Below are 9,768 nucleotides of genomic sequence, written 5' to 3' on the forward strand. Positions count from 1 at the left end.
CGATGGGCGGTCACGAGTGTGGCGTCACGGGGTGAACACGGCCCGTACGCAGCCGTCGGCCCGGTCCCGGAACAGCGCGTACCCCTGGGGGCCGTGCTCCAACGGCAGGCGGTGGGTGGCCAGATGTTCGGTGCGCAGCTCGTCGCGGGCCATCCGGTCCAGCAGCATCGGCACGTCCCGCAGGTCCGGCCGACGGGCTCCGCGCAGGGTGAGCCGCCGGTCGGTCACCGCGCCCAGCGGGAACGCGTCGACGAACTCGTCGGCCCCGCCGAGCACCACCACCACACCGCTCTTGCGGCAGGAGTGCACGGCCTCGCGCAGCGCGTCCGGTCGCTCGGCGGTACGCCCACCGAACCGATCAATCGCCGACCGGGCCGGGGGCGTGCCGACCGCCAGCACGCACACGTCCGGCCCGCGCCCACCGCTGCGATCGCGCAGCTCGGCCGCGATGTCGGTGCGGCGGTAGTCCAGTGGCTCCGCGCCGGAGTGTCGCTCTGCCATCCGCAACCGCTCCTCGTACCGGTCCACCACCAGCACCCGGGCGGCACCGCGCAGCACCGCCGCCTGAGCGGTCAACTGGCCCACCGCCCCGGCGCCCCAGATCGCCACCACGTCGCCGGGCCGTACCGCACCCAGCTCGGCCGCCAGCCACCCGGCAGGCGCCGCGTCGGCGGCGAACAGCGCCCGTTCGTCGTCCACCGCGTCCGGCACCTGGAACGCGCCCACGTCGGCGTACGGCACCCGGACGTACTCGGCATGACCGCCCGCGAAGCCGCCCGCCGCCCGGGGCCGGCCGAAGCAGCCGGCGTCCAACCGTCCCCAACCGGGGTCGGTGCTCGCCGGGTCGGCGCTGCCGTTGTCGCAGCAGGAGTGCAGGCCCTGGCGGCAGTACCAGCAACCGCCGCAGGCGACGCTCGCGCCGACGACCACACGGTCGCCGACCCGGTGCCGGCGGACCGCGGGGCCGACCTCGACCACCTCGCCCAGGAACTCGGCCCCGAGCACGTCGCCGGTCCGCAGAAGCGGGTCCGGGCCGGCCAGCAGCGGCAGGTCCCCGCCGCAGGTGGCGCTGCGGCGTACCCGGACGATGACGTCGCGCTCGTTGCGCAGCTCCGGGTCGGGCACCTGGCGTACCGCCAGCTCGTCGGCGGCCACCCAGCACAGCGCCCTCACCCGTGGACCTCGGAACGGTCCAGCGCGGACCGGTCCGCGCGCAGCACCTCGCCGGCCTCCACTCGTTGCTTGATCTGGCGCAATGTCCGGCGAACCAGCAGACCCGGGTCGTCCCCGACCACATGCACGGCCAGCCCGGCGGGCGGGGTGGCGTCGACCAGCGGCCGGGCGGCCAGCTCGGTGCCCCGGTCGCCGGGTGCCAGTCGCACCCGCACCTCGACCGCACCGTCCAGGTGGCGCAGCGGTTCGGGCCATCGGCCACCGGGGAGCACCTGCTCCGGCGGCCGGTCGACCGTCACCACCTCCCACCGGGCCGGCGCGGCAGGGTCACCGTCCGCACCGGCCCGGCCGCGCCACCGGGGTACGCGCAGCAGCCGCGCCGCGCCGGTCAGCGCCGCGTTGCCGATGGCGGGTCCCGCCCGCGCCAGCCGTCCCATCGGTCCCACCCGTCCTCCCGGTGTCACGTCCCTCGATCGTTGGTCGCGGTCGGGTGAAGCGTGCTCGCCCGGAAGGGGTGAACCGGCCCGCGCCGGGTAACCGCTGGCCGACCGGGGCGGAACGCGTGGTGGGGGTGAGGCCGGGTGCCAGAACAGCGGGATCGCGCAGGGGTCGACACGGCACCGGGGCACCGGGCGGAGGCACCGCTGCTGGCGTCCCGGTTGATTCCGGCCGTGCCGCCGGCGCCGGTGGTGGCCCGTCCCCGACTGCTACGCCGGCTGGACGAGGGCAGTGCGGGACCGGTCACCCTGGTCGCCGCCCCCGCAGGCTGGGGCAAGACCACGTTGCTCGCCTCCTGGGCGCGGCTGACCGGCGACACACCTGAGGCCGAAACGGGCGTTGGTGTGCCCGACTCCGGCCGCCTGTCGGTTCTGCCCGAGGTGGGTCCGGTGTCGGCGTGGGTGTCCGTGGAGGTCGGTGACGACGGTGACCGGCTCTGGGCGTACCTGGCGGCGGCCCTGCGGTCGGCGACCGGGTCGGCGGATGACGGCCCGGTGCCCGACGGGCCGCCGCGCCCCGACCAACTGGAGCTGCTGGCCGCCACGCTCACCGCCGCGGACCGGCCGGTGCTGCTGATCCTGGACGATCTGCAGCGGGTCGCCGACCCGGCGGCGCTGACCGGGTTGGAGTTCCTGCTGCGCCATGCCGAGCAGCGGCTGCACCTGGTGATCGGGGCGCGAGCCGGGCTGCACCTGCCCCTGCACCGGCTCCGCCTCGCCGGTGAGCTGACCGAGATCGGTCCCGACGAGCTGGCGTTCACCGACGACGAGGTGGCCGATCTGCTCACCGCGCACGGCGCGGCGCTGCCGGCGGTCGCCGTGCACCGGCTGCGCGAGCGCACCGGGGGCTGGCCGGCAGCGCTGCGCATCGCCGCGCTCGCGGTGCGGGGACAGCCCGACCCGGAGCGCTGGGTGGGGCACTTCGGTGGTGACCAACCGGAGATCGCCGGATATCTGCACGAGGAGGTGCTCGCGACGCTCGACCCGGCCGACGAGGACCTGCTGCGTCGTACCGCCGTCGTCGAGACCGTCTGCGCCGACCTGGCCGAGGCGCTGACCGGGCGCGCCGACGCCGGGCAGGCCCTGGCCGACCTGGCCAGGGCCGGTGGTCTGCTGCACCGGGAGGGCAGCCGCCCGCCCTGGTACCGCTGCGAGCCCCTGCTCGCCGACCTGCTCCGCGCCGACCTGGCCCGGCTGCCCGCGGACGAGCTGCGTGAGCTGCACGTGCGGGCGGCCGACTGGTACGCGGGCGACGGACGACCGACCGATGGTCTGCGGCACGCGCTGGCCGGCGGCCGGTGGGACCTGGCCGGCGACCTGTTCGTCGCGCACTGGCCGGAGCTGACCCGGTACGACCGCGACCCGGTGCACGCCCCGGCACCCGTGGCCCCGCCAACGGAGGTGATCCGCGCCGATCCCGAGGTGGCGTTGGCCTGCGCCGCCGAGCGTGCGTACGCCGGCGATCTTTCCGCCGCCACCGGCTACCTGCGGGCCGCCGCCGGGCACGCCACGGGCCTGCCGCTGCCACGCCGGGACCGGTTCCTGCGGTTGGTCACCGCGCTGGAGTTGACCGTGGCCCGGCTCGCCGACGACCCGGCGGAGGTCCGGGCCGCCGCCGCCCGGCTGCTGCGGACCCGTCCGGAGGGCGCCACGCCGACCCGAGTGCCGGACTCCGCGGCGACCGGGGCGGCGAGTTCCGCTCCGACGGCCGGTGGGGGCGGCGCGGCCGATGACGCGGACCTACGGGCGTTCACCGGTACCGCGCTCGGGCTGGTCGAGTTGGCCGACGGGGCGCTGCCGACCGCGCGGTTCGTCCGGGCCCGGGCCGCGGCTCGGGAGGCCGGTCGGCCGCGTACGGAGCTGGTCGGCGCCAGTCGCGCCGCGCTGCTGCTCGCGGTACGCGGTGAGCTGCGAGCGGCCGAGCAGGCGGCCCGGGCCGCGCTGAGCACGCCGCCCTGTCGGGGCTGGTCCTGTCGGCTCGACTGCGCCTACGCGTACCTGGCGTTGGCCCTGGTGGCGCTCCTGCGTGACCAGCCCGAGGAGGCCGCGGCGAACCTCGCCCTCGCCGGCCCGGCGCTCGGCGTCTCCGGCGGCCGGGTCGACAGCTCCGAGGCGGATGCGGGCGACGACTGGCTTGCCGCTGCTTCCGGCGAAGACTCCTGGCTTGCCGCTGCTTCCGACGAACCGGTGGCGGTGGCGGTGGCCGCGCTGTGCCGGGCGCAACTGCACCGCGACTCCGGCGACCCGGCGGCCGGCCAACGGCTGCTCGTCCAGGCCCGGGAGGCGCTGGTCGACCGGCCGTCCGCCGCCCAGCTGGCCGGCCTGCTGCGGGCCGCCGAGGCCGAACTGCGTGCCGAACGGGGTGACCTGGACGCCGCCCGTGCCCTGCTGGCTGGCGTCGCCGACGACAGGACCGACCCGGTGCTCGCCGTGACGGTGGCGAAGGTGGAGCTACTGGCTGGCGACGTCGCCGCCGCTGGACGGACCCTGCCGGGCTGGCAGGCGCCTGCTGCCACGGCCTGGCCCCTGCCGGTACGCCTGAACGCGGGCCTGCTGGACGCGGTGCTGGCCGATCGAGCCGGGGACGGGCGGCGGGCGGGTCGGATCCTGGAGCAGGTGCTGGATCTGGCCGGCCCGCAGGGCTGCCGGCGGGTCTTCACCCGCGCCCAACCGCCGGTGCGGGACCTGCTCGCCGCACACCTCGACGCGGGCACCGCGCACTTCGCGCTGGTCGGTGACCTGGTGCGAGGGTCCGGGCAGACTGCCGCCCGGCCGGTCGCCGAGTCGAGGGGCACCCTCGACGAGCCGCTCACCGAGCGGGAGCTGACCATCCTGCGCTACCTGCAGAGCATCCTGTCCAACGTGGAGATCGCCAGCGAACTGTCCCTCTCGGTCAACACGGTCAAGACCCACGTCCGCAACATCTACCGCAAACTCGACGCGACCCGCCGGCGCGAAGCGGTCCGGCGGGCGCGCGAGTTGCGGCTGATCTGAGCGGCATGGGGGTCAGGCGTCTCCCGCGCCGTCCACGGCCGCCAGCAGGTCGGGCAGGTCGTACCCGCCCTCGTGCCGGACACCGTTGACGAATAGCGTGGGGGTGCCGTTGACCCCGCTGCGGATGCCGCCCACGAAGTCCCGGCGCACCCGGTCCGCGTGCGCATGGCTCTCCACCTCGGCGTTCAGCTCGTCCGGCGGCAGTCCGACCTGCTCGACACCGAGCGAGAGGTGCACCGGGTCGAGTTGGTCCTGGTGCTCGTAGAGCCAGTCGTGCATCTCCCAGAACCGGCCCCGGACCGCGGCGGCCTCGGCCGTCTCGGCGGCGCGTTCGGCGTACGGGTGCACGTTGGCGATAGGGAAGTAGCGGTAGACCAGTCGTACGGTGTCGGCCCTCTGCCGCAGCAACTCGTGCAGGTTCGGGTACGTGGCACCGCAGAACTGGCACTGGAAGTCGCCGTACTCGACGATCGTCACCGACGCGTCGGCTGGCCCTCGAATGTGGTCCTCGGTCGTCACCGGGTCCCGAAGTCGGGCCGTGACCTGCAGTGGCGTGGTCATCGGGCCATCACCTTCCGATCGGCGGCGAGCTGGTCCAGCGCGTCGAAGATGCCGTCGGCACCCGGGTTGACGTCGGGTGGGGAGAGGTAGCTCCAGGTCACCTTCCCGGCCGGGTCGAGCACCACCAGCGCGCGCGCCGCCTCACCCTGCGGGCTGTACGCGCCATAGCGGCGGGCCACCTCGCCCTTGGGCTCGAAGTCGGCCAGCAGCGGGAACTCGATGCCCCTGCTCTCCGCGAACGCCCGGTGTGACCAGACGCTGTCCACCGAGATGCCGAGCACCACCGCCTGGTACTGGGCGAAGACGGGTGCCGCCGATTGGTAGAGCGACATCTGGTCACCGCAGACCGGGCTCCAGTCGGCGGGGTAGAAGGCGAGCACGATCGGCTGGCCGCGGAACTGCTCGGGCCCAATCTGGCGCCCGTCCGGGGTGGCCGGCAGGGTGAAGCCGGGCGCGGTGCGCCCCGGTTGGATCAGCCCGTTCGGATCACTCATGCCCCGAGCCTGCTCCCGGGGTGGGTGAGGTCGGCTCACCCACCCCGGGTGGTTCCGCGCTCGCTCAGCGCAGCACCGGTGCGACCGCGATGTGGTTCTGCACCTCCCGGATGCCCGGCGCGGACCAGGCCACCTGCTCCACCTCGGCCCGCTCGGGCATCGAGTGCACCAACCCGGCGAGGATCGCGGTGTCGCCGTGCACCCGGACGCTGATCCGTTCGGCCTCGGTCGCCCCGGCACGGGCCAGGGCGTCGACGATCCGATCGGCCAGGTTCCGGCCGTCCGGCGTGGCGGCCGGACGGACCGTGATGCCGTTGCTCACCCCGCGTACGCCGGTCAGCCGACCGACCGCCCGCTCGGCTGCTCGGCGCTGGTACTCCCACTCGACCTCGCCGTGCAACGTCACCCAGCCGGCCGAGACGGTGACCTGGAGCTTCTCGATGGGCACGAACGCGTCCCATTCCAGCGCGTGGCTGGCGGCGTCGGCCAGGTCCGGATCGGCGCGCTCGGCGCTGTTGGCCAGCTGCACGGCCAGGTCGTTGGCGACGGCCCGGACCCAGGTGACGCGGTGGGCGGCCCGTTCGGCGGCCCATTTCTTGGCGTAGCTGTCCACCCGGCCGGTCAGCGTGACGACGCCCTCGGCGACTGTCACGCCGATCTCGTGCGGCTGCACCCGTGGTTCCCAGGTCAGCTCGTCGAGTACGGCGGACTGGATGTCCTGGTCGGTGCGGCCGATCTCCGCGATGGCCATCTGCCCCTCCTCCGGTGCGTGGTTGGCGGACCGGGAGGCGGCTGCGGCCGGAGGTCCGCCGTGGTCCGATCCTGCCGCCGCCCCGGGTGAGCCGTCCTCGCCCGGAACGGGTGACGGACCGGCCGGGCCTGGGTGGCTCTGGTTGGGGCACGCACGGACATCAATGGTGGGAGCGCTTCCATAGGGGTCGGGGATCGGTTAGGGTAAGCGCGTTCCTCGATCGCGGGAGCCGTCGCGTCGGGTGGTGGGAGCCAGGGCAGCTCCGCCCGTCCCCGTCGTCGTGCCTGTCCCCCAGGCCACGGCGGCGCCACCTGGTCGACCCCGTCCCCCGGGGCTCCATCCCGAGAGGAACCGCAGATGCCGAGAGGTCTCGCTGGCACGGTCGTGTCCGTGCTGGTCGCCGCCACAGCCGTCGTGGTGGTCCCGTTCACCGCCGCCGGGTCGGCCCCGGCCCCGGCCGCCGCCGAGGCGTACACCTGGCGAAACGTCCCCGTGGGCGGTGGCGGCTTCGTGCCCGGCATCGTCTTCAGTCCCACCGAGAAAAATCTGATCTACGCGCGGACCGACATCGGCGGCGCGTACCGCTGGGAGCAGGCCAGCCAGTCGTGGACGCCGTTGCTCGACTGGGTCGGCGCCGACCGGTGGGGCTACAACGGCGTGGTCAGCATCGCCACCGATCCGGTGCAGACCAACCGGGTGTACGCGGCGGTCGGCATGTACACCAACGGCTGGGACCCGAACAACGGCGCGATCCTGCGCTCGGCCGACAAGGGTGCCACCTGGCAGATCACCGAGTTGCCGTTCAAGAACGGCGGCAACATGCCGGGGCGGGGAATGGGGGAGCGGCTGGCCGTGGACCCCAACCGGAACAGCATCGTGTACTACGGCGCCGAGGGTGGCAACGGGCTGTGGCGCAGCACCGACCACGGGGCGACCTGGGCCCGGGTCACCGCCTTCCCGAACGCCGGCAACTACCGGGCCGACCCCAGCGACCCGAACGGCTACAACGGGCAGAACCAGGGCCTGACCTGGGTCAGCTTCGACAAGAGCACCGGCACCGCCGGCTCCACCACGCAGACCATCTACGTGGGCGTGGCGGACAAGGAGAACCCGGTCTACCGCAGCACCGACGGCGGCGCGACCTGGTCGCGCATCCCCGGCCAGCCCACCGGCTACCTGGCGCACAAGGGTGTCGTCGATCCGGTCGGCGGTCACCTCTACATCGCCACCAGCGACACCGGCGGCCCGTACGACGGTGGCAAGGGCGACGTCTGGAAGTTCACCCGGTCGACCGGAGCCTGGACGCGGATCAGCCCACTGCCGTCCACCAGCGCGGACGCCTACTTCGGCTACAGCGGCCTGACCATCGACCGGCAGCGCCCGAACACGCTGATGGTGGCCACCCAGGTCTCCTGGTGGCCGGATGCGATCTTCTATCGCAGCACCGACGGCGGGGCGACCTGGACCCGGATCTGGGAGTTCGGCAACTACCCGGAGAGGTCCCGTCGCTACACCATGGACATCAGCGCCGTGCCCTGGCTGACCTTCGGCACCAACCCGGCCCCGCCGGAGGAGGCGCCGAAGCTCGGCTGGATGAACGAGTCGGTGGAGATCGACCCACACGACTCCAACCGCATGATGTACGGCACCGGCGCCACCATCTACGGCACCACGGACCTGACCAGGTGGGACACCGGGGGCCAGTTCACCATCCGGCCGATGATCCGCGGGTTGGAGGAGACGGCCGTGCTCGACCTGATCAGCCCACCCAGCGGTGCGCCACTGATCAGCGCGCTCGGTGACGTCGGTGGTTTCCGGCACACCGACCTGGACGCCATCCCGCCGATGCTGTTCACCCAGCCGGTCTTCACATCCACCACCAGCCTGGACTACGCCGAGAGCAAGCCGGCCGTACTGGTCCGTGCGGGCAACTTCACCGACGCCGACCGGCCCGCCGACAGCCACGTCGCCTTCTCCACCGACGGCGGGGCCACCTGGTTCCAGGGCACCGAGCCGTCCGGGGTCAACACCGGCGGCACGGTCGCCGCGGCGGCCGACGGCAGCCGGTTCGTCTGGGCACCCGGGGACGCGGGCCAACGCGTCGTCCACTCGGTCGGATTCGGCAACTCCTGGACGCCGTCCACCGGCATCCCGGCCAACGCCACCATCGAGTCCGACCGGGTCGACCCGAACCGGTTCTACGGGCTCAGCGGCGGGCGGGTCTACCTGAGCACCGACGGCGGAGCGAGCTTCTCCGTGACCGCGGCGACCGGGCTGCCCACCTCCGACGTCCGGTTCAAGGCGCTGCCGGGCCGTACGGGCGAGCTGTGGCTGGCCGGGCCCGGTGGGCTGTGGCGCTCCACCGACGCGGGTGCCAGCTTCACCAAACTGGACGGCGTCAGTGCCTCCGGCAACGTCGGCTTCGGTAAGGCGGCACCCGGGCGGACCAATCCCGCCGTGTTCCTGTACGGCACGGTGAACGGTCAGCCCGGCGTACACCGCTCCGACGACACCGGCGCGAGCTGGGTACGCGTCAACGACGACCGCCACCAGTACGGCAATCCCACCGAGGCGTTGACCGGGGACCCACGCGTCTACGGCCGGGTCTACCTCGGCACCAACGGTCGCGGCATCCTGGTCGCCGACCGGGCCGGCGGTCCGCCCCCGACCACGCCGCCGCCCACCACCCCGCCCCCGACCACGCCGCCCCCGACCACCCCGCCGCCGACCACGCCGCCCCCGACCACCCCGCCGCCGACCACTCCACCGCCCACGACGCCGCCCCCGACCACCCCGCCGCCGACCGGCGGTTGCGCGGCGACCTACCGCGTCACCGGCTCCTGGTCGGGCGGCTTCCAGGCGGAGTTGGTGGTTCGCAATGCCGGCAGCGCGCCGATCACCGGCTGGACGCTGGGCTGGACCTTCCGGGACGGCCAGGTGATCAGCCAACTCTGGGGTGGCTCGTACACCCAGACCGGGGCTGCCGTATCGGTCCGGGACAGCGGCTGGAACGGCGCACTAGCCGCCGGGGCGAGCACCACCGTCGGTTTCCTCGGCTCGTGGACCGGCAGCAACACACCACCGGCCACCATCACCTGCACAAGTCGCTGACCAGTGATCCGGGCCGGGACCCCGGATCACCACCAGACACCGGTCCGCCGGGCCGCCTGAGGGGTCCGGCACCCGGCGGACCGGTCCCACCCCCGCCCCCGCCGCCCCCCCGGCCCCCGGGGCGCGCGGCCCGCGACGCCGCCCCCCGCGCCCCCCACCCCCGCCCCCCCCGCGGCCGGCGGGCCGG

Annotated in this window: 6 protein-coding genes and 1 pseudogene; 2 read left to right on the forward strand and 5 right to left on the reverse strand. The window is 74.2% G+C overall.

Going from position 1 to position 9,768, the window contains the following annotated elements; all coding sequences use genetic code 11:
• Positions 1-24 precede the first annotated feature (24 nt).
• Together ABZS37_RS22960 and ABZS37_RS22965 are read right to left on the reverse strand one after the other, a co-directional pair.
• Positions 25-1,173, reverse strand: a complete 1,149-nt coding sequence (locus ABZS37_RS22960; RefSeq protein ID WP_355171975.1) for an alcohol dehydrogenase catalytic domain-containing protein — start codon at positions 1,171-1,173, stop codon at positions 25-27.
• The gene (locus ABZS37_RS22965; protein WP_355171977.1) at positions 1,170-1,610 is read right to left on the reverse strand and encodes a hypothetical protein; all 441 of its coding nucleotides are present in this window, start codon (positions 1,608-1,610) and stop codon (positions 1,170-1,172) included. Before ABZS37_RS22965 ends, ABZS37_RS22960 begins: the two co-directional genes overlap by 4 nt.
• 77 nt (positions 1,611-1,687) lie before the next feature.
• Between ABZS37_RS22965 and ABZS37_RS22970 the strand changes: the two are divergent.
• A pseudogene (locus tag ABZS37_RS22970) lies at positions 1,688-4,664 on the forward strand (LuxR C-terminal-related transcriptional regulator).
• A 12-nt stretch (positions 4,665-4,676) separates the two neighbouring features.
• Here ABZS37_RS22970 and ABZS37_RS22975 read toward each other — a convergent pair.
• From ABZS37_RS22975 to ABZS37_RS22985, 3 genes are all read right to left on the reverse strand, one after another.
• On the reverse strand, positions 4,677-5,225 hold the full coding sequence (locus ABZS37_RS22975; protein ID WP_355171979.1) for a DsbA family protein: 549 nt from the start codon (positions 5,223-5,225) through the stop codon (positions 4,677-4,679).
• Complete coding sequence (locus ABZS37_RS22980; protein ID WP_355171981.1) at positions 5,222-5,719, reverse strand: redoxin domain-containing protein; 498 nt, start codon at positions 5,717-5,719, stop codon at positions 5,222-5,224. Before ABZS37_RS22980 ends, ABZS37_RS22975 begins: the two co-directional genes overlap by 4 nt.
• 64 nt (positions 5,720-5,783) lie before the next feature.
• On the reverse strand, positions 5,784-6,470 hold the full coding sequence (locus ABZS37_RS22985) for a BON domain-containing protein (protein WP_355171983.1): 687 nt from the start codon (positions 6,468-6,470) through the stop codon (positions 5,784-5,786).
• 357 nt (positions 6,471-6,827) lie between these two features.
• On the opposite strand from ABZS37_RS22985, the gene ABZS37_RS22990 reads away from it, so the two are divergent.
• The gene (locus tag ABZS37_RS22990) at positions 6,828-9,581 is read left to right on the forward strand and encodes a cellulose binding domain-containing protein (RefSeq protein WP_355171985.1); all 2,754 of its coding nucleotides are present in this window, start codon (positions 6,828-6,830) and stop codon (positions 9,579-9,581) included.
• Positions 9,582-9,768 lie beyond the last annotated feature (187 nt).

It is taken from the genome of Micromonospora sp. NPDC005413, from assembly GCF_040606435.1.
Lineage (GTDB): Bacteria > Actinomycetota > Actinomycetes > Mycobacteriales > Micromonosporaceae > Micromonospora.